This is a genomic window from Streptomyces sp. NPDC001568, from assembly GCF_042893755.1.
Lineage (GTDB): Bacteria > Actinomycetota > Actinomycetes > Streptomycetales > Streptomycetaceae > Streptomyces.
This window is the reverse complement of sequence record NZ_JBIAVF010000001.1, coordinates 311,746-328,006: the sequence shown is the minus strand read 5'-3', so window position 1 is coordinate 328,006 and position 16,261 is coordinate 311,746. Positions and strand designations below refer to the sequence as shown.

Genomic DNA, 16,261 nt, shown 5'->3' with positions numbered 1-16,261 from the left:
GGCGCGCTCAGCCCAGGACGGCCAGCGCGTCGATCTCGACCAGCAGCCCGGCGGGCAGGCCCACGTAGACCGTGGTGCGGGCGGCCGGCGCCTCCTTGAGGCCCTGCTCCTCGAAGTAGGCGTTGTAGATCTCGTTCATCTCGGCGAAGTGCGCGGTGTCGGTCAGGTAGACGCGGATCATCATCGCGTCGTCCCAGGTCGCGCCGCCCGCCTCCAGCACGGAACGGACGTTCTCCAGCGTCTGCAGGGTCTGCGCGCGCAGCGTCGGCCCGGCCGGCGTCGGGGCCTGGCCCGCCACCGCGGGCAGGAAGCCGACCTGGCCGGCGACCTGGAGGACGTTGCCCTTGCGCACGCCGTGCGAGAACCTCGCGGGCGGCGCGGTGTGGGTGTCGGGGGTGATGGCGGTCTTCTCGGTCACGGAACGTCCTCGCTGGGTTCGGAGCCGGAGTACTCCCGGCTGATGGTGTCGGCGGTACGGCGTACCAGGGGCAGCAGTTCGAGCAGTTCGTCGGGGCCCGCGACCACACCGGGCGCCGAGACGGACATCGCGGCGACGACCCGCCCGCCCGGGCCGCGCACGGGCGCGCCCACGCAGTTGAGCGCCTCCTCGTGGCCGCCCAGGTCGGCGGCCCAGCCCTGCCGGCGCACCAGGGCCAGCTCGGTCAGGAAGGCGTCCGCGTCCGGGGTGGAGCGGGCGGTGTAGCGGGGGTATTCGATGCGCGCGGCCAGGCTCCGCCGGTCTGCCTCCGGCAGGTCGGCCAGGATCACCTTCGCGACGGCGGCCACGGTCAGCGGGACGGGCCGGCCGATGCGGGAGTACATCCGCACCGGGTAGCGGCTGTCGACCTTGTCGATGTAGACGACCTCGTCGTCCTGGTGCAGCGCCAGGTGGACGGTGTGCCCGGTGAGCCGGTTCAGCTCGACCAGGTGCGGGTGCGCGACCTCGCGCACGTCCAGGTTCTCCACCGCCTCCGCGGCCAGCGCGAACAGGCCCGCGCCGAGCCGGTAGCGGCCGTCCGGCTGCCGGTAGACGAAGCCGTGCGCGTGCAGGGTCCGCAGCAGCCGCAGCGCGGTGCTCTTGTGGACGCCGAGCCCGTCGGCGACGTCCCCGAGCCCGGCGGGGCCCTTCGCGAGCGCCGGCAGGATCTGCAGGGCACGCTCCACCGACTGGCTCACGCCGAGTCCTCTCCTCCGTCCGCCCGCGCGGCGGCGGGTTCCGGCGCCGCACCGGGCTCCGCCCGTTGACCCGCCGTCATCCGGGATGTTAGACAGCATGCAGCGGCATACGCAACGCCCGTTGCGGTACGCGCAACACGCCCGGGAGGCACCCGCACATGCCCAGCGATCCCGTCCAGGCCCTCGCCGACGAACCGGTCGACCACCGGTTCAAGGGCCTCCCCCCGGACGCCGAGCGCGCCGGCCTGACCGTCGGCGCCCTCGCCGCCGAGGCCCGCAACCTGCACACGGGCGGGTTCACCACGCCCGTGCTCACCCTCGACGCGGACGCGCTGGAACACAACCTCACCGCGCTCGGGGAATACTCGAAGCGCCACCACCTCGCCTTCGCCCCGCACGGCAAGACCTGCATGTCCCCGCAGCTCTTCCGGCGCCAGCTGGAACACGGCGCGTGGGGCATCACGGCCGCCGTCCCGCACCAGGCCCGCGTCTACCGCGCCTTCGGCATCGGGCGGATCTTCCTGGCCAACGAGCTCGTCGACCCCGCCGCCCTGAGCTGGGTCGCCGCCGAACTCGCCGCCGACCCCGACTTCCGCTTCGTCTGCTACGTCGACTCCGTGCGCGGCGTCGAGCTCATGGACCGGGCGCTGGCCGGGCAGCCGGCCGTCATCGACGTCGTCGTCGAGCTCGGCGCCGGCGAGGGCGCCCGTACCGGCGCCCGCAGCGACGAGGACTGCCGGGCCGTCGCCGACGCCGTCGCCGCCACGGACACCCTGCGCCTCGTCGGCGTCGCCGGCTACGAGGCCGAGGTGCCGGACGCCGACCCGGCGGGCGTCCACGCCTATCTGCGCCGGCTCACCGGCCTCGCCGTCGAGTTCGACAAGGCCGGGCGGTACTCCCCCGACCTGGAGGAGATCGTCGTCAGCGCCGGCGGATCCGCCTGGTTCGACGCCGTCGCCGACGTCTTCGCCGAACTCCCGGAGCTCTCCCGGCCGCTCCTGAAGCTGCTGCGCTCCGGCGCGTACGTCTCCCACGACCACGGCTGGTACGGCCGCCTGACCCCCTTCAACCGGATCCCCGAGGAGGGCGGCCTGCGCCCCGCCTTCCGGCTGTGGACCCAGGTCGTCTCCCGCCCCTCGCCCACCCAGGCCTTCGTCAACGCGGGCAAGCGCGACGTCGCCTACGACCTCGGGCTCCCCGAGGCCGAGCTGGTCCGCGACGCCCTCACCGGCGAGGAGCGGCCCGCGACCGGGGTCCGGGTCGTCAAGCTCTCCGACCAGCACGCCTGGCTGGAGACCGACTCCGCCGAGGACGTGCGGGTCGGTGACTGGGTGGCGCTCGGCATGTCCCACCCCTGCACGATCTTCGAGAAGTGGCCGCTGATCCCGGTGGTGCGGGCCGACGGCACCGTCACCGACTACGTCCGCACCTTCTTCTAGGCGCCGGCCGTGGACCTGGTCATCCGGGGGGCCCGCATCGCCGACGGCACGGGCGGGCCCTCGTACACCGCCGATGTGGCCGTGCACGAGGGCCGCGTCGTCGACATCGGCCGGATCCCCGGCGGCGGCCGGCGCACCCTCGACGCCCACGGCCTCGTCCTGGCCCCCGGCTTCATCGACATGCACGCCCACAGCGACCTCGCGCTGCTCCGCGACCCGGACCACAGCGCGAAGGCCGCCCAGGGCGTCACCCTCGAAGTCCTCGGCCAGGACGGCCTGTCGTACGCGCCCGCCGACGACCGCACCCTCGACGCCGTACGGACCGCCATCGCCGGCTGGAACGGCCCCGGCGACGACGTCGACTTCGACTGGCGCACCGTCGGCGGCTACCTCGACCGCCTCGACCGGGCCCACGGCGGAGGCGGCATCGCCGTCAACGCCGCCTACCTCGTCCCCCAGGGCACCGTCCGCGCCCACGCCCTCGGCTGGGACGACCGGCCCGCGACCCCCGCCGAACTGGAGCGGATGCGCCGGCTCGTCGCCGAGGGCCTGGAACAGGGCGCCGTCGGCATGTCCTCCGGCCTGACCTACACCCCCGGCATGTACGCCTCCGGGTCCGAACTCACCGAACTGTGCCGGGTCGTGGCCCGGTACGGCGGCTACTACTGCCCCCACCACCGCAGTTACGGCCACGGCGCCCTCGCCGCCTACGCCGAGATGGTCGAGCTCACCCGGCGGGCCGGCTGCGCCCTCCACCTCGCGCACGCCACCATGAACTTCGGCGAGAACGAGGGCCGGGCCCCCGAACTCCTCGCCCTGCTGGACGCGGCGCTCGACGCGGGCGCCGACATCACCCTCGACACCTATCCGTACACCCCCGGCTGCACCACCCTCGTCGCGCTGCTGCCCAGTTGGGCCAACGAGGGCGGCCCGCAGGCCGTCCTGGCCCGCCTGCGCGACGACGCCGAGGCGGAGCGGATCCGCCGCGCGCTGGAGGTCGAGGGCGCCGACGGCTGCCACGGCGTCCCCGTCGACTGGTCGACGATCGAGATATCCGGAGTCGGCGATCCCGACCTCGCCCGGTACGTCGGCACCCGCCTCGACGGCTGGGACACCGCCCGCGCGTTGCTGCTCGGCGACCGGCTCGCGCCGACCGTCCTCCAGCACGTCGGCCACGAGGACAACGTCCGCGCGATCATGCGCCACCGCGTCCACACCGGCGGCTCCGACGGCATCCTGCGGGGCGCCAAACCGCACCCCCGGGCCTGGGGCACCTTCCCGCACTACCTCGGCCGGTACGTCCGCGAACTCGGCGTGCTCGGCCTGGAGGAGTGCGTGGCCCACCTCTCCGGCCGCCCCGCGGCGCGGCTGCGGCTGCCCGACCGCGGTCTGGTCCGCGTCGGATTCCGGGCCGACCTCGTCCTGTTCGACCCGGAGACGGTCGCCGCCGGCTCCACGTACGAGCGGCCCCGGACGCTGCCGACCGGGATCCCGTACGTGCTGATCGACGGGCGTTTCGTCATCCGGGACGGACGCAGGACGGACGTCCTGGCCGGGCGTTCCGTGCGCCGGACGGCCTTTCCCGCCTGACACCTACGATGGCGCCATGGTCGCCTTCGCCCTCGCCGCCCTTCTCTTCGTCGCCTTCGGCATAAGCGCCCGGAGGGACCGCCGCCGCTTTCGCAACGCCGTCCTGCTCGGGTTGACCGGCGTGGCGCTCTCCTTCGCCGTGGTGTTGCAGGTCGCGGCCCTGCCCGGCTGGCTCGCGGTCGCCGCCCTGCTGCTCGTCCTGTCCGTGCCCACCCTCGGCCTGGTGGCCGCCGGGGTCTTCCTCGTCGCCAACGGCGTGACGATGGTCCGCAAGGAGGGCACGCGCCTGCCCAACCTGCTGTCCCTGCTCGCCGGCCTCGGGATCTTCGCGATGATCGCGCTGCTGGTCTTCGTCGGCGTCTCCGACTCGGCGGTCCTCACCGGGGCGGTCGCCACCCTCGGCCTGGTCGTCGGCTACGTGTCGTTCGTGTTCCTGTCCTTCGTCGGGTACGCCTTCCTCTACGGCCGCATCAAGGTCCGCGGCGACGTCGACCACGTGGTGATGCTCGGCTCGGGCCTGATCGGCGGGGACCGGGTGCCGCCGCTGCTGGCCTCGCGCCTGCGCAAGGGACACCAGATCCACGACGCCCAGGTGGCGCGGGGCGGCCGGCCGCCGGTGCTGCTGGTGTCGGGCGGCAAGGGGTCCGACGAGAAGGTCTCCGAGGCCCGCGCGATGGCGGACTGGCTGATCGCGCAGGGCGCGCCGGCCGAGCACGTACGGCTGGAGGACCGGTCGTGCACGACCGAGGAGAACATGCTGCTGAGCCGGGAGATCATGGAGGCGGACGTGCCGGGCTACCGGTGTGTGGTCGTCACCAACAACTTCCACGCGTTCCGGGCCGCGATGATGGCCCGCAAGGCCGGGGTGAACGGGCAGGTCGTGGGTGCGCCGACCGCCCGCTACTTCCTGCCGACCGCCACGCTGCGCGAGTTCGTCGCGGTGTTCTGGGAGCACCGCAGGGTGAACCTGGCGATCTGCGGGGCGCTGACGGCTTTCGGCGCACTGGTCTCGGTGGCGGCGCTGCTGACGTTCTGACGGGCCGACGGATGGGCCGCGGGGAGCGGCGGGGGCGCCGTGACTCCCCCCTCGGCAGTCACGGCGCCCCCTGTTCACGCGGCTCGCGCGGCGGCTACAGCCGCTGCCACAGCGCCGGGACCGCGGGCGGCTCCCAGCCCGTCTGCGCCTGGTGGCCCTGGAGGCAGCGGTACGTGGCGCCGCCGTGGGTGACGGTGGCGCCGGTGGCGTAGACGGCGCCGGCCTTCCAGGTGCCGCCGGGCTCGGGGTCGCCGGGGCCGGGGCCGGGGCCCGGGTCGCTGCCGGTGGTCTTCAGGGTGAGCCCGTAGGCGGACAGGATCGGGTTCAGCGGCTGGAAGAAGGTCGTCCCGCCGCTGGAGCAGTTGCCGGAACCGCCGGAGGTCACGCCCTGGGCCTGGCTGCCGGAGATGTAGGAACCGCCGGAGTCGCCGGGCTCGGCGCAGACCGTCGTCCGGGTCACGCCCGAGATGGTGCCCTCGGGGTAGGTGACGCTCGTGTTGTGCTGCTGGACGGTCCCGCAGTGCCAGCCGGTGGTCGAGCCGGAGCGGCACACGGAAGACCCGACGGGTTGCAGCACCGAGCCGGTGACCTGCACGTTCGCCCCGCCGCTGCCCTTGACGTAGGGGGTCGACGTCCAGCTGCTGTTCGCGGCGACCCAGGCCATGTCGTTGCCGGGGAAGACGGACGCCTGGAAGGAACCCTGCGCGACCTGGTTGAAACCGCTGGTGGTGGTGCCGGCCCGGCCGCAGTGCCCCGCCGTCGCGAAGCCCTGCGTGGTGCCCTTGGTGACGGGGAAGCCGACCGAGCAGCGACCGCTGCCGTTCATGTAGTACGCGTCCCCGCCCCGCAGGTCGTACAGCGGGCGGGGCGCCTCGGCGGTACGGACGACCTTGACCAGGGCGGAATCGGTCCCGGTGGCGGCGAGCAGCCGGGCGGCCGCGCCCGGCCGGGTCTCCTCGATGACCAGGGTGTTGGTGCGGGTGTCGACGTAGCGCACCGGAGTCTCGGCGCCGGCGGCCCGGTCCAGGGCCGACTTCGCCGCGTCCAGGTCGCTCAGCGACCGGCCGACGAGCTTCGCCTCGGCGCCGGCCGCGCGTATCGCGGCGGTGTCGGCGGCGCGGGTGGTGGCGACGGTCAGGGTGCCGGCGTCGGCCCCGTCCAGCCAGGCCCCGGCGAAGGCGGCGCCGAGCCGGTCCCGGAGCCGGGCGGCGGTGGCCCCGGCCTCGGCCTCGTGGGCGAGCCGCGTCCGGGCCTGGGTGGCGGTCAGGCCGAGGTCGCGCCGCATGGCGGCGAGCAGTTCGGGCTGCGCGTCGGCGGTGCGCAGGGTCTCGGCGGCCGAGGCGGCGGCCGGCCGGGGCGCGTCCGAGGCGGTGGCTCCGCCGGTGGCTGCCAGCAGCAGCCCGGCGGTGGCCAGGGCGGTACACGCCGCGCGGGCGTGTCGCTTGAGCATGGGGGATCTCCTCGGTTCGGTGGGGGTCCTCGACACCGTAGGAATCCGAACCGCCGTACGGGAGACGTCGGTTGACCCCTCCCCCGGCGGTATGGCCGGACCGCGCGGGCGTCCGGGGCCCGGTCGCGGGGCGGTCGCGGGGCGGCCTCGGACCGACCTCGGACCGGCCTCGGACCGGCCGAGGTGCGTTCATGGCCCGGCCGCCGCACGATGGGGGCCAGGGGGGCAGTGGAAGGGGTACGCGATGGACAGTGAATCGGACCAGCAGCCCACCCGGTCGGACCGGCTCTTCACCGGCGGGGAGCGGCCTTACGACCCTGAGGACCTTGTGATGGCGACCGGCCACGACCCGACTCCGGAGCGGATCGAGAAGGCTCGCCTGATGATCGAGAAGGAGGGTCCGCAGGTCATCGAGCGCTACCTGCCGTAGCCGGCCCCGCCCTCGCGGGCGACCGATGACGCTGCTGCGGGTCACGGCCCGGGGCTCACACCCCGGGCCGTGGCCTGTCGGTCACCCTCTGCGATGCTGTGTGGCACGTTCCAGCCCCAGAAGGGACCCGACCCGCATGCCTCAGGTGAAGCTGACCACCAGCCTCGGCGCCTTCGTCATCGACCTCTACGCGGAGCAGGCCCCGGCCTCGGTCGCGAACTTCCTCGCGTACGTGGAGAGCGGCCACTACGACGGCACGGTCTTCCACCGGGTGATTCCCGGGTTCATGAACCAGGGCGGCGGCTTCACGCCCGACATGCGGCAGAAGCCGACCCGTGAGCCCGTCCGCAACGAGGCGGACAACGGACTGAAGAACACCCGGTACGCGGTCGCCATGGCCCGGACGAGCGTGCCGCACTCGGCGACCTCGCAGTTCTTCGTCAACACCGCCGACAATCCGGCGCTGGACCACACCTCGACCACTCCCGGCGGTTACGGCTACGCGGTCTTCGGCGTGGTCACCGAGGGCCAGGACGTGGTGGATTCGATCGCCGCGGTCCGCACCGGCCGGGCGGGCGGACACGGGGACGTCCCGCTGGTCCCGGTCGTGATCGAGAAGGCCGCACCGCTGGGCTGACCCGCGGCCCCGGCCCCGGCCGCGCCCGCCGCCGCCCCGGCCACGGACGAGGCCGACCGGGCCAGGGCGTCGGCGTGCGCGGCCCGGGCGTGCTCCAGCACCGCCGCGGCCCGGGCGGCGGCGGGCGCGGCAGGATGCCAGCCCAGCAGGTGCCGCCACACCAGCGGGCTCCCGGCGAGCGGCCGTGCCAGCACCCCGGGGGTCACCGGGAACGTCGCCCGGCACAGCCCCACGGCCCGCCCCACCTGGACGAGGTGCACGCACGAAGCCGTGTCCGTCTCGTACACGCAGGCCGGCGTGAACCCCGCGCGCACGCACGCCGCCGCGAAGCAGTCCCCGAAGCAGCCGTCGCCCGGTACGTCGGTCCAGGCCTCGGCGGCCAACTCCGCCAGCTCGATCTCCGCCCGGTGGGCCAGCGGGTGGTCCTCGGCCAGCATCACGTGCACCGGATCCCGCGCCACCTCCATCCAGGCGAGCCGCCCCGGCTCCGGCGGCGGGCTCTCCCCGCACACCCCGACCAGGGCGAAGTCCAGCCGTCCGGCGGCCACCCCGGCCGCGACCTCGCGCTCCGACCAGGACGTGTACGTCGTCACCGACACCCCGGGCTCCTGACCTGCGAGCCGGTCGACGAGCCCGCCGAGCAGCGGCCCGTGCGTCCCCCCGAGCCGGTGGCCGGCCGCGCCCTCCCGGGCGAAGCGCACCGCCTCCTCCTGCAACTCGCACACCGCGGGCAGCACCACCCGGGCCCGCTCCAGCACCAGCTCCCCGAGCGCGGTGGCCCGTACGCCGTCCCGCCCGCGCAGGAACAGCGCCCCGCCCAGGGCCCGCTCGATCCGCTTGAGCTGCGCGCTCAGCGCGGGCTGCGCGAGCCCGAGCGCGGTGGCGGCGCGGGTCAGGCTCCCGGCGTCGGCGACGGCCCTGACGATCTTGAGGTGCCTCAACTCCAGATCCATGGTCCGAGCTTGGTCCAGACCTGTGCGCATGCGCTACGGGTGTGCCGCATCCAGAATCGAGGGAGGCTCGTTAGCCGTCCGGGGGGCCGCCCTACGGAGGTCAGGAAGCATGAACAGCGTCACCGTCGACGTCGACTGGGACCACCCCGCGGACCCGCGCCCAGGCCCGCGACTCGACCACGTACGCACGTACGTGACCAGCGGCGGCGCCGACCACCTCTGGCACGGCGTCCCCACCCTCCTCCTCACCACCGTCGACCGGCACACCGGCCTGGCCGTGCGCACCCCGCTGATCTACGGACGGGACGCCGGCCGGTACCTCCTGGTGGCCGCCGGCTCGGGTGGCCCGCACCACCCCGCCTGGTACGAGAACCTCACCGCCCGCCCGGAAGTCCGCCTCCAGGTGGGCCCGACCGCCCTCACCGGCCGGGCGCGCACGGCGAACCGGGCGGAGCGGGAGACGTACTGGGAGGCGATGACGGCCCTGTGGCCCCTCTTCGACGACCACCAGGCCACGGCCCGGCCGCGCGAACTGCCCCTGGTGATCGTCGAGGGTGACGGGGCGCGCCCGGGCCTGCGGATGCCTTAGGCGGCCGGGGCGTCGAAGCGCACCGAGCGCACCTCCAGCTGGTCGGTGGCCGGGTTGCCGTTCGCCCGCAGCCGCCACTCGCGACCCGTGCAGAGCGGGCCGGAGTAGACGGTGACGGGGGTGTCCGTCCGGTTGTGCGGGCCGTAGCCGGGCGGCACCTCGTCGTCGCCGACGGCGTAGAGGTTGATGCACTTGCCGCTGTGCGGGTCGTGCAGGGTGATGCGCTCTTCGTGGCCGAGGTCGGTGACGTACTTGTAGCTGAAGTCTCCCGTGGCCGCGAGGGCCGAGCCGGGCAGCGAGAGGACCAGCGCGAAGGCACCGAGGGCGGCGGCGACGGTGTTGCGGAGCTTCATGACGGGTGGATCCCTTCCGGGGACGATCAAGGTGATCGAGGGGGTGGGGTACTGCGGGCCCGACCCTAGGAGGGCCCGTCGGTGGCGAATCGATCCGCCACCGCCGCCCCGCCCGGCGCGTCCGCGCACCACCACCCGTTCGGGCGGCCCCGCTCCGGCTCAGCCGCCGAGTCGCCGCCCGGGGTCCCGCCTGCCTTACCCGCCCTACCCGTCTTACCTGCCCTGCCTGTCCTGCCTGCCCTGCCTGCCCTGCCCGCCCTGCCTGTCCTACCCGCCCGCCCCGGCGGCCACCGCGGTGTAGGTGCGGCCCTGCGCGACGTAGTCGCCCAGCGGCGTCATCCCGAATCCGTCGACGTGCACCTTCCGGGACGGCACGTTGTCCGCCTCGATGAACGCCACCACCGCCTCGGCGCGCTCCGCCGCCGCCGCGACGGCCATCGTGAACAGCCCCCGGGCCACGCCGCGGCCGCGGTGCGCGGCGTCGACCACCACCGGCCCGTACAGCAGCCACCGCACCTCGCGCAGCGGACGCCCCTGCCAGCGCAGCTCGTCCTGGGCCTCCAGCAGCCCCCGTACCGCGGCCGGCGGGGCGGGCAGGTCCGTGGCCACCGACAGGGCCAGCAGCCCCACGACCGCCCCGTCACCGTCGTCCGCGACGAGCAGTTCCCCGGCCCGGGCCATGGCCCGCAGGGCATCGACGTCGAAGGCCCCCTGCACGAAACCCTGACGGGAACGCTGCTCGGGCGTCAGTGCGTCGTGGTGATTGGCCGCGAACAGCGCGGCCATGGCGGGCGCGTCGGCCTCGGTGGCGTATCGGTAGCGCATGGGCCGATGCTCCCACCGCCGCGAGGGGCTAGTCGGCGACGACACCCGTGTTCTGGCAGGCGGTCAGCAACCAGCGACCGTCGTCCTGCTTCGAGACCACGTACAGCGGCGCGCCCCTGGTCTCCCCGGCCGGCGACCGGTAGACCTGGCTGACCTTGACGGCCGCCACGTCCGGCCGGATGAACAGCACGTGGGCGACCTCGTAGCTGACCTCGCCGTCCCGGCTCGTCCCGGGAAGGACCTTGCGGGTGAACTCCGCGATGGCCTCGAAGCCGAGGAGGGTCCGGCCGTGCGCCGTCGTCCAGATCGCGTCCGGGTGGAAGAGGGAGAGGAACTCCTCGGCGTCCCTGTTCCGCTGGGACTGCTCGACAGTGGCGACGAGTCGGTGAAGGGCTTCGATGTCCGTCGCGTGCGACGTGGATTCCGTGGCCATGACCAAATCCTCTTACCTCAAGCCGAGTTGAGGTCAAGAGTCGTGGTCGTAGACCGTCACCTCGATGTCGCGGGCGGACAGCTCACCGGTGACCAGCGGCTCGATCCGGGACCACTTCCCGCCCGCCAACCCGCACCCGATGCGCGGCATGTGCACGCTCGCCCCCAACTCCAGCGCGTGACCGGCGAGCGCACCGAGGCACCGCTCGACGGCGTCGTACCGGATCGGCGGCCCCCCGCTGCCGGCACGCAGCCCCCGCTGCCCGACCATGTTGGCCACCCACACGTCAGGCATCACTCGCACCAACTGCACTGCCCCGAGCCCGAATTCGTCCCGCTGCGCCCGCGGAGGTGGGGTGGGGTGGGGTGGGGTGGGGTGCAGGTGGTCCGGGGGTGGGTGGGGGTTGTGGCCGGTCGGGGTCGGGGGTGGTCGGTGCACCCCGGGTCGGGGTCGGAATGGGTCCGGGGGCTGCCCGCCAGTCCACTGTCCTTCCGTTTCGGTCCGGTCCCTCAAGGGCGCTCCCTGCGGTCGCGTCGCTTCGCGATGGCCTTCGGCCACCCTTGACCGACCGGCCCGAAACGAAATGCCAAAGACTGTCGGGAAGCCCCCGAGGAACGGCATGGGGGACGGATGAGCAGGAGCGGGTCCGTCAGGGACCAGACGAGGGGACGGGGGTCGGTAGACCAGGCATACGGGCACGCCCGAAGGCCTGCGTCCGGGCCACGGGCGCGGCCAAGGGCCCTACCCGCCCGTCAGGACGACGACATCGACCGGGAATGCGGTGAGGGCGGGGACACGCGCCGGATCATCTCTGTCCCGTCGCTCGGTTCAGCGTCCGGCGGCCGCCCTGAGCAGGGGGAATGCGCTGAGCGGGTGCGTGTGGGGAGGGGCTGCTCTAGCGTCGAATGCAGGAGGGGAAGTCCTGTCGAGCCGGATCCGGCACCTCCAGGTCCCGGGCCGCTCAACGATCCCGGAGAGCAGGTGCGTCCATGCGCACGTCTACCCGTATCGCAGGTGTCCTCAGCGGTCTGGCCCTCGCAGTCGGCGGTGTGGCGTTCACGGCCCCCGCCGCCCACGCGGACGTCACGGCCTGCATCAACCAGGTCGAGCGGGAGCTACAGGGTGGCGAGGCCCCCGACTCCATTCGCATGGCGTGTTACGTCGGCCTCACCGGCGACCATGCGAAGTGCGTGACAGGCCTTACCGAGGGCGGCGTGACCAACGGAACCGCAGTGACCGCCTGCCGAGTGGCCCCCAACTAGGTCCACCGCCCCGTAGACCACCCCCGGACGACCGCCGGACGCCGAACCTGGCGACGACACACGGGCGATCCGGCGCGTCGTCCCGCTCGACCGCATTCCCGGTCGATGTCGTCGTCCTGACGGGCGGGTAGGGCCTTTGGGGCCGCGGGCCTTCGGGCGTGCCCGTATGCCTTGCCGGCCGACGCCCGTCCCCTCGTCTGGTCCCTGACGGACCCGCTCCTGCTCATCCGTCCCCCATGCCGTTCCTCGGGGGCTTCCCGACAGTCTTTGGCATTTCGTTTCGGGCCGGTCGGTCAAGGGTGGCCGAAGGCCATCGCGAAGCGACGCGACCGCAGGGAGCGCCCTTGAGGGACCGGACCGAAACGGAAGGACAGTGGACTGGCGGGCAGCCCCCGGACCCATTCCGACCCCGACCCGGGGTGCACCGACCACCCCCGACCCCGACCCACCGCCGTCACCCCACCCCCCAAGGTGACGAGCGCAACACCGCCCTTCCGGGCCTTCCCCCTCCTTCCATTCCGTAGGCCGGACCCCGCGTGCGGGCGTCGTTTCCAAGGGGGAGGCGAGTGCGGGCCTCCCATCGCGCGAAAACGGGACAATTACCTCCCCCCATGCCGGTTCGAAAGGTCGAGCGGGGTGGCGCGGGGCCCCGTAAGCTCCCGTCATGCAGGTGATCCAGTCAACGAAACTCGCCAATGTCTGCTACGAGATCCGCGGACCCGTCCTCGAAGAGGCGATGCGGCTCGAAGCGGCAGGTCATCGCATCCTCAAGCTGAACACCGGCAACCCCGCGGCCTTCGGGTTCGAGTGCCCGCCGGAGATCCTTGAGGACATGCTCCGCAACCTGGGCACCGCCCACGGCTACGGGGACGCGAAGGGGCTGCTCTCCGCGCGCCGCGCGGTCATGCAGCACTACCAGACCAAGGGCATCGAGCTGGACGTCGAGGACATCTACCTCGGCAACGGCGTCTCCGAGCTGATCCAGATGTCGATGCAGGCGCTGCTCGACGACGGCGACGAGGTGCTGGTTCCCGCGCCGGACTACCCGCTGTGGACCGCATCCGTCTCGCTGGCCGGCGGTACGGCCGTGCACTACCGGTGCGACGAGCAGGCCGACTGGATGCCCGACCTCGCCGACATCGAGCGCAAGATCACCGACCGCACCCGCGCGATCGTGATCATCAACCCGAACAACCCGACCGGCGCCGTCTACGACGACGAGATGCTGCGCGGGCTGACGGACATCGCGCGCCGGCACAACCTGGTCGTCTGCTCGGACGAGATCTACGACCGGATCCTCTACGACGGCGTCACGCACACCAACACGGCCGCGATCGCGCCGGACCTGCTGACGCTGACCTTCAACGGCCTGTCGAAGAACTACCGCGTCGCTGGCTTCCGGTCCGGCTGGCTGGCGGTCTGCGGGCCCAAGAAGCACGCCTCCTCGTACATCGAGGGCCTCACCATCCTCGCGAACATGCGTCTGTGCGCGAACATGCCGTCGCAGCACGCCGTGGCCACCGCCCTCGGCGGCCGGCAGTCGATCGAGGACCTGGTCCTGCCGGGCGGGCGGATCCTGGAACAGCGCAACGTCGCCTATGACCTGCTCACGCAGATCCCGGGCGTGACCTGCGTGAAGCCAAAGGGCGCGCTGTACGCGTTCCCCAAGCTCGACGCGTCCGTCTACAAGATCAAGGACGACCGGCAGATGGTCCTCGACCTGCTCCGGGCCGAGAAGATCATGGTCGTGCACGGTACGGGCTTCAACTGGCCGGAGCCGGACCACTTCCGGATCGTCACGCTGCCGAACGCCAAGGACCTGGCGGACGCGGTGACCCGGATCGGCAACTTCCTGGACGGCTACGGCCAGCCGTAACCGTCCGCCCGGGCCCACCCTGCGGACTCGATCCCGGATTGACCTCAACTTTAGAACGGATCCAATGTAGGATGGTCTCCTGACCACGCAGGAGGCCTCCTCATGTACGAGCCGATCCGCACGAAGCCGGTCGTCCACCGCATGGGCGAAAGCCGGTCCGACTACCCCCACAGCAGCCGGGGCGAAGCCCTCGACACGCAGCTGGCGGGTCACCTCGCCGCCCTGCTCGCCGTCACCGACGAGCTCGGCCTCGACGAGAGCGCCACGCGCATCGCCGACCAGGTGGCGCGCCTGCGCGGGTCCCGGCCCACCCGGGCCGCGCACGGCTCCCCCGGGGATGCGGTCGCCCTGCACCGCCGGGCCCATGACCTCGCCGCCCGCGCCCTCGTCGTCGCCGCGTCCCGCGCCGACACCACCGCCGCGATCCTCGCCGCCCAGCGGATGGACGCGCACGCCGCCGCCCTCGACTCCGTCGACCTGGCCGGCGCCCACTGACGGCCCCGGTCCGGGGCCGCGGAGGCTCCGGACCGGGTGCCACGAACCCGACTGACCTGGCTCAGAGCACGGCGAGCACCGGGTTGACCAGGAAACTGTCCAGACCCGCCAGCTCGAACAGCGACATCGCGGCGAAGGTCCTGCGATCGTCCGACGGCAGCTTCCACACCACCCCATTCTTCTCCGCAAGAACAGTTCCGCCGCGCTCTTGGACCCGTACCCGCTGTGGCCTCCCCCGGAATTCGACGGTCACTTCCGCCGAGGCGAATGCGACGTACCGGTGCTGTCGTTTGAGGGTCCGCAGCGCCGAGATGCCAACGGGGACCCCATCAATGTGCCCGGTGACCCCGCGCCTCACCTGCATCCTCATGGGATGTCCCGGCGGGGCAACACCGCGTATTTCCGCCAAGGCCTCTCCGTCGAGCGAGATCCTCCAGTCCTCGAGGATGCCTCCCACCGCCGAGCCGGCGGACAGCACGCCCGAACGGTGGCGGCTGAGCGACAGCAGCCCGAGCGGTGTGACCGCCGTCAGGCACTCGCTGCCGTCCGACACGGGGCTCACCCACCGCGTCCGCGACATCAGAAGCTTCGGAACGAACTGAACGTCCATCGGCACCTCCTGTGACTTCGGCCCGGAGCCGGACGCCTCGCGGCGCGCGAACTCCGGGCCGATCGTTGTACGAGCCGGGCTCATCCTCACTCATGACGCGGGCCTGGCCCCGCCGCGCGCGTCGGGCGTTCTCAGGCCCCGGCGAGCCCGGGCGGGAGTACCGGCGGATTGCCCTGCGTCCAGGTGATGTGCAGGTCCGCGCGGTGGAGCCGCCAGCCGGCTGAGGTTCGCACCAGCTCGTTGTCCGTGCGGCCGCCGGAGAGGAACAGGCCGCCGTCGCCGGCGAGCACATGGGTGCTGAGCTGGTTCCCGCGCAGGGTCGCGCGGTCGCCGTCCACCTCGATGACGTAGTTGCTCCCGAAGTGCACGGTCCGGTCGAAGAGGCGCATCGCGGTGCGCACGTTCTCCAGGACGGCGTCGCGCCCGCGCACGAGTCCGGCGGGGGTCTCGGTGCTCACGTCCTCGGTGAACAACGATGCCGCCCACGCTCCGTCGAACTTCCGTTCGTCGAGGGAACGCAGATAGCGGTCGAACAGGTCGGTGATCTCGGCGCGGTCGGTCAGGGCTCGGAGTTCGATGTGCAAGGTCTGGCTGTCCATACGGCTGATCCTGCGGCCTCGGGAGCGGCCGGAGCCGAGCGCGAAGCGGAGTTTGTCAGAAGCCGCCTAGCGGGGCGCCGGGGCGGGTTCCGCAGCCGCGACCCCGCACCAGGGGACCGTGGCCGGGGGCCAGACCGGGCCGAGGGCCTCGCCGCGTTCCGTGGCGCCCGGGGCCACGCCGGGGATCTTCACCAGGGCCTGGGCCGCCCGGCCGCCGGGTTCCTCACGGTCCCGGAACTCCACCGTGACGACGTAGCTCCCCGGGCCCGCGTCCCGGCGGCCCGTCACCTCGACCACTCCCACCACGCGCCGGCTCGCCGGATCGACCCGGCACGCGGTGACCCGTACGTCCTGGATCACCGGGCCCGGCGGGGGCGCGGCGGGGCGGTCGTCCCCGCTGGCCCACACGTAGAGCCCCAGCGGGGCGAACACCAACAGTCCGGCCAGCCCCACCAGGCCGACGAGCCAGCCCTGCCACTTCAATGCCGTCACGCCCATGGGACGATCC

General features: G+C 73.1%; 18 protein-coding genes and 2 pseudogenes. 9 read left to right on the top strand and 11 right to left on the bottom strand.

The genetic code is table 11. The features are described from left to right. Positions 1 to 7: 7 nt before the first annotated feature. Both ACFY0I_RS01595 and ACFY0I_RS01590 read right to left on the bottom strand, forming a co-directional pair. Positions 8 to 418: a RidA family protein gene (locus ACFY0I_RS01595; RefSeq protein WP_388888601.1), complete on the bottom strand. Its 411-nt coding sequence runs from the start codon at positions 416 to 418 to the stop codon at positions 8 to 10. Next, complete coding sequence (locus ACFY0I_RS01590) at positions 415 to 1,176, bottom strand: IclR family transcriptional regulator (protein WP_388888599.1); 762 nt, start codon at positions 1,174 to 1,176, stop codon at positions 415 to 417. Before ACFY0I_RS01590 ends, ACFY0I_RS01595 begins: the two co-directional genes overlap by 4 nt. A 158-nt stretch (positions 1,177 to 1,334) precedes the next feature. Between ACFY0I_RS01590 and ACFY0I_RS01585 the strand changes: the two genes are divergently transcribed. The 3 genes from ACFY0I_RS01585 to ACFY0I_RS01575 are packed head-to-tail and all read left to right on the top strand — an operon-like array spanning position 1,335 to position 5,241. Then, complete coding sequence (locus ACFY0I_RS01585) at positions 1,335 to 2,615, top strand: alanine racemase (RefSeq protein WP_388888596.1); 1,281 nt, start codon at positions 1,335 to 1,337, stop codon at positions 2,613 to 2,615. 9 nt (positions 2,616 to 2,624) lie between these two features. Beyond that, positions 2,625 to 4,205, top strand: a complete 1,581-nt coding sequence (locus ACFY0I_RS01580) for an amidohydrolase family protein (protein ID WP_388888593.1) — start codon at positions 2,625 to 2,627, stop codon at positions 4,203 to 4,205. A gap of 16 nt (positions 4,206 to 4,221) precedes the next feature. Next, positions 4,222 to 5,241: a YdcF family protein gene (locus ACFY0I_RS01575; RefSeq protein WP_388888591.1), complete on the top strand. Its 1,020-nt coding sequence runs from the start codon at positions 4,222 to 4,224 to the stop codon at positions 5,239 to 5,241. Between the two features lie 94 nt (positions 5,242 to 5,335). Here ACFY0I_RS01575 and ACFY0I_RS01570 read toward each other — a convergent pair whose 3' ends face one another. Then, positions 5,336 to 6,691 (bottom strand): carbohydrate-binding protein, encoded by a 1,356-nt coding sequence (locus ACFY0I_RS01570; RefSeq protein ID WP_388888588.1) that lies wholly within the window; start codon positions 6,689 to 6,691, stop codon positions 5,336 to 5,338. 244 nt (positions 6,692 to 6,935) lie between these two features. On the opposite strand from ACFY0I_RS01570, the gene ACFY0I_RS01565 reads away from it, so the two are divergent. Together ACFY0I_RS01565 and ACFY0I_RS01560 are read left to right on the top strand one after the other, a co-directional pair. After that, entirely contained in the window at positions 6,936 to 7,121 is a 186-nt protein-coding gene (locus ACFY0I_RS01565) for a hypothetical protein (RefSeq protein WP_362881390.1), read from the top strand. Positions 7,122 to 7,146: 25 nt separating this feature from the next. Next, positions 7,147 to 7,683: pseudogene (locus tag ACFY0I_RS01560) on the top strand (peptidylprolyl isomerase); the annotation flags it as partial. Here the strand turns inward: ACFY0I_RS01560 and ACFY0I_RS01555 are convergent. Beyond that, on the bottom strand, positions 7,620 to 8,711 hold the full coding sequence (locus ACFY0I_RS01555) for a LysR substrate-binding domain-containing protein (RefSeq protein ID WP_388888585.1): 1,092 nt from the start codon (positions 8,709 to 8,711) through the stop codon (positions 7,620 to 7,622). The pseudogene ACFY0I_RS01560 and the gene ACFY0I_RS01555 sit on opposite strands and share 64 nt — an antisense overlap. Before the next feature lie 109 nt (positions 8,712 to 8,820). Here ACFY0I_RS01555 and ACFY0I_RS01550 point away from each other — a divergent pair, with 109 nt between their 5' ends. After that, positions 8,821 to 9,300 carry a nitroreductase/quinone reductase family protein gene (locus ACFY0I_RS01550; protein WP_388888583.1) on the top strand — a complete coding sequence of 160 codons (480 nt, stop codon included), beginning with the start codon at positions 8,821 to 8,823 and terminating at the stop codon, positions 9,298 to 9,300. Here ACFY0I_RS01550 and ACFY0I_RS01545 read toward each other — a convergent pair. The 4 genes and pseudogenes from ACFY0I_RS01545 to ACFY0I_RS01530 all read right to left on the bottom strand — a co-directional run. Continuing rightward, on the bottom strand, positions 9,297 to 9,653 hold the full coding sequence (locus tag ACFY0I_RS01545; protein WP_388888580.1) for a hypothetical protein: 357 nt from the start codon (positions 9,651 to 9,653) through the stop codon (positions 9,297 to 9,299). The genes ACFY0I_RS01550 and ACFY0I_RS01545 overlap by 4 nt on opposite strands. A 267-nt stretch (positions 9,654 to 9,920) precedes the next feature. Further along, positions 9,921 to 10,478: a GNAT family N-acetyltransferase gene (locus ACFY0I_RS01540; RefSeq protein WP_388888577.1), complete on the bottom strand. Its 558-nt coding sequence runs from the start codon at positions 10,476 to 10,478 to the stop codon at positions 9,921 to 9,923. Positions 10,479 to 10,506: 28 nt separating this feature from the next. Next, a complete protein-coding gene (locus ACFY0I_RS01535; protein ID WP_388888575.1) occupies positions 10,507 to 10,911 on the bottom strand; it encodes an SgcJ/EcaC family oxidoreductase in 405 nt (134 codons plus the stop codon). A 33-nt stretch (positions 10,912 to 10,944) separates the two neighbouring features. Then, positions 10,945 to 11,244 (bottom strand): annotated as a pseudogene (locus ACFY0I_RS01530) (Appr-1-p processing protein); the annotation flags it as partial. A 656-nt stretch (positions 11,245 to 11,900) separates the two neighbouring features. On the opposite strand from ACFY0I_RS01530, the gene ACFY0I_RS01525 reads away from it, so the two are divergent. The 3 genes from ACFY0I_RS01525 to ACFY0I_RS01515 all read left to right on the top strand — a co-directional run bounded on the left by ACFY0I_RS01525 (position 11,901) and on the right by ACFY0I_RS01515 (position 14,544). Then, the gene (locus ACFY0I_RS01525; RefSeq protein WP_281205032.1) at positions 11,901 to 12,173 is read left to right on the top strand and encodes a hypothetical protein; all 273 of its coding nucleotides are present in this window, start codon (positions 11,901 to 11,903) and stop codon (positions 12,171 to 12,173) included. Positions 12,174 to 12,837: 664 nt separating this feature from the next. After that, the gene (locus ACFY0I_RS01520) at positions 12,838 to 14,049 is read left to right on the top strand and encodes a pyridoxal phosphate-dependent aminotransferase (protein WP_388888572.1); all 1,212 of its coding nucleotides are present in this window, start codon (positions 12,838 to 12,840) and stop codon (positions 14,047 to 14,049) included. A 102-nt stretch (positions 14,050 to 14,151) separates the two neighbouring features. Further along, positions 14,152 to 14,544: a hypothetical protein gene (locus ACFY0I_RS01515; RefSeq protein WP_388888570.1), complete on the top strand. Its 393-nt coding sequence runs from the start codon at positions 14,152 to 14,154 to the stop codon at positions 14,542 to 14,544. Positions 14,545 to 14,605: 61 nt separating this feature from the next. On the opposite strand, the gene ACFY0I_RS01510 is transcribed toward ACFY0I_RS01515, so the two are convergent. From ACFY0I_RS01510 to ACFY0I_RS01500, 3 genes are all read right to left on the bottom strand, one after another. Further along, the gene (locus ACFY0I_RS01510) at positions 14,606 to 15,154 is read right to left on the bottom strand and encodes a hypothetical protein (RefSeq protein WP_388888568.1); all 549 of its coding nucleotides are present in this window, start codon (positions 15,152 to 15,154) and stop codon (positions 14,606 to 14,608) included. Positions 15,155 to 15,285: 131 nt separating this feature from the next. Continuing rightward, entirely contained in the window at positions 15,286 to 15,753 is a 468-nt protein-coding gene (locus ACFY0I_RS01505) for a nuclear transport factor 2 family protein (RefSeq protein ID WP_388888566.1), read from the bottom strand. A 66-nt stretch (positions 15,754 to 15,819) separates the two neighbouring features. Beyond that, on the bottom strand, positions 15,820 to 16,251 hold the full coding sequence (locus ACFY0I_RS01500; RefSeq protein WP_388888563.1) for a hypothetical protein: 432 nt from the start codon (positions 16,249 to 16,251) through the stop codon (positions 15,820 to 15,822). Positions 16,252 to 16,261: the final 10 nt, after the last annotated feature.

Coding starts and splice junctions, on each gene's coding strand:
- ACFY0I_RS01545 (WP_388888580.1), bottom strand. CDS start 9,653: ATGAAGCTCCGCAACACCGTCGCCGCCGCCCTCGGTGCCTTCGCGCTG.
- ACFY0I_RS01505 (WP_388888566.1), bottom strand. CDS start 15,753: ATGGACAGCCAGACCTTGCACATCGAACTCCGAGCCCTGACCGACCGC.
- ACFY0I_RS01500 (WP_388888563.1), bottom strand. CDS start 16,251: ATGGGCGTGACGGCATTGAAGTGGCAGGGCTGGCTCGTCGGCCTGGTG.
- ACFY0I_RS01550 (WP_388888583.1), top strand. CDS start 8,821: ATGAACAGCGTCACCGTCGACGTCGACTGGGACCACCCCGCGGACCCG.
- ACFY0I_RS01540 (WP_388888577.1), bottom strand. CDS start 10,478: ATGCGCTACCGATACGCCACCGAGGCCGACGCGCCCGCCATGGCCGCG.
- ACFY0I_RS01535 (WP_388888575.1), bottom strand. CDS start 10,911: ATGGCCACGGAATCCACGTCGCACGCGACGGACATCGAAGCCCTTCAC.
- ACFY0I_RS01515 (WP_388888570.1), top strand. CDS start 14,152: ATGTACGAGCCGATCCGCACGAAGCCGGTCGTCCACCGCATGGGCGAA.
- ACFY0I_RS01575 (WP_388888591.1), top strand. CDS start 4,222: ATGGTCGCCTTCGCCCTCGCCGCCCTTCTCTTCGTCGCCTTCGGCATA.
- ACFY0I_RS01510 (WP_388888568.1), bottom strand. CDS start 15,154: ATGGACGTTCAGTTCGTTCCGAAGCTTCTGATGTCGCGGACGCGGTGG.
- ACFY0I_RS01555 (WP_388888585.1), bottom strand. CDS start 8,711: ATGGATCTGGAGTTGAGGCACCTCAAGATCGTCAGGGCCGTCGCCGAC.
- ACFY0I_RS01520 (WP_388888572.1), top strand. CDS start 12,838: ATGCAGGTGATCCAGTCAACGAAACTCGCCAATGTCTGCTACGAGATC.
- ACFY0I_RS01525 (WP_281205032.1), top strand. CDS start 11,901: ATGCGCACGTCTACCCGTATCGCAGGTGTCCTCAGCGGTCTGGCCCTC.
- ACFY0I_RS01565 (WP_362881390.1), top strand. CDS start 6,936: ATGGACAGTGAATCGGACCAGCAGCCCACCCGGTCGGACCGGCTCTTC.
- ACFY0I_RS01570 (WP_388888588.1), bottom strand. CDS start 6,691: ATGCTCAAGCGACACGCCCGCGCGGCGTGTACCGCCCTGGCCACCGCC.
- ACFY0I_RS01585 (WP_388888596.1), top strand. CDS start 1,335: ATGCCCAGCGATCCCGTCCAGGCCCTCGCCGACGAACCGGTCGACCAC.